The sequence below is a fragment of the Shewanella sp. 11B5 genome (assembly GCF_002836795.1).
Classification (GTDB): Bacteria; Pseudomonadota; Gammaproteobacteria; order Enterobacterales; family Shewanellaceae; genus Shewanella; species Shewanella frigidimarina.
In genome coordinates, this window is record NZ_PJAP01000190.1 from 1 (window position 1) to 1,074 (window position 1,074).

The window sequence follows — 1,074 nt, forward strand, 5'->3', positions numbered from 1 at the left end:
GTGGCGAGGTATAATGTATTTTTATTTGACTATAAGGCCACCCGCTGGAATCACCACATCCTCTTCGGCGGCAGCGTCAAATGTGAATAAGAGACAGCCGTAAATGCCAATATTAAGAGCTTGCTCCATTTCGGCAACGGTTTTGCCCACACCAGAGAAAACCACTTTTTTAGGATCGCCGCCAGCTTGCAGCACACGTGAGAGTTCACCGCCAGACACAATATCAAAGCCACTGCCTAAGCGAGCCAATACATTTAATACCGCAAGGTTTGAATTCGCCTTCACTGCATAACAAATAAGATGCGGATGATCAGCAACGGCATTATTAAAGGCATGCCAATGGCGCTCTAATGTGGCACGAGAATAAATGTACAGCGGCGTACCGTGAGTTTTGGCCAGTTTTGCTACATCGCAGTCTTCTGCGAATAGTGAATTATTTTGATATGAAAAGTAATCCAAAATGCGGTCCCTTATAAATGCTATTCTTGTTGTGAAGTTGAGGGTTGAGAGTCGAGTTCCTCAGTTTGCTTCGGCACATCAGTGCTGGCAGGTTTTGGGGCGACTTTATTGGCCACTGGCTCAGGAGTTTTGTATAAAACCCCTTTTTGACCACATGCGGTTACCAATAGGCTAGCAAGCATAATAAATAAAAGCAGTCTCATTTTTCTCAACATCTGTGCATCTAGTGAATAATGGTCTTATAATCGCATTCATAACGCAGAAAGCAAAGGATAGAAATACATGGCTATTACAGATACTGAGTTTCATCGATTAGCCGATGAAATGTTTGGCGAAATAGAGAACGCGGTAGAAAAAGCAATTGACGAGCAAGATGCCGATGTAGATATCAATGCCAGCGGCAATGTTTTACAGCTGGCTTTTGAAGATAGTTCGCAAATTGTCATCAATAAACAAGAGCCTTTGCATGAAATTTGGTTAGCCACAAAATCAGGTGGTTATCACTTTAATTACAACGATGGCAAATGGTTAGATACTCGTAATGGATTGGAGTTTATGTCTTTTGTGATTGACGCCATCAACAAACAAAGTGGCATTTTGCTCGAGATAAGCGCA

2 protein-coding genes and 1 pseudogene are annotated in these 1,074 nt (G+C 42.4%); 1 reads left to right on the forward strand and 2 read right to left on the reverse strand.

What is annotated here, in order from left to right; all coding sequences use genetic code 11:
- Nucleotides 1–33: 33 nt before the first annotated feature.
- Together CXF78_RS01540 and CXF78_RS01545 are read right to left on the reverse strand one after the other, a co-directional pair.
- Nucleotides 34–459 (reverse strand): annotated as a pseudogene (locus CXF78_RS01540) (diaminopimelate decarboxylase); the annotation flags it as partial.
- Nucleotides 460–479: 20 nt separating this feature from the next.
- Complete coding sequence (locus CXF78_RS01545; RefSeq protein ID WP_049763506.1) at nt 480–662, reverse strand: LPS translocon maturation chaperone LptM; 183 nt, start codon at nt 660–662, stop codon at nt 480–482.
- Between the two features lie 79 nt (nt 663–741).
- Between CXF78_RS01545 and cyaY the strand changes: the two genes are divergently transcribed.
- A partial coding sequence (gene cyaY / locus CXF78_RS01550; protein WP_011635931.1) for an iron donor protein CyaY occupies nt 742–1,074 on the forward strand: 333 nt, incomplete at its 3' end.

Coding starts and splice junctions, on each gene's coding strand:
- CXF78_RS01545 (WP_049763506.1), bottom strand. CDS start 662: ATGAGACTGCTTTTATTTATTATGCTTGCTAGCCTATTGGTAACCGCA.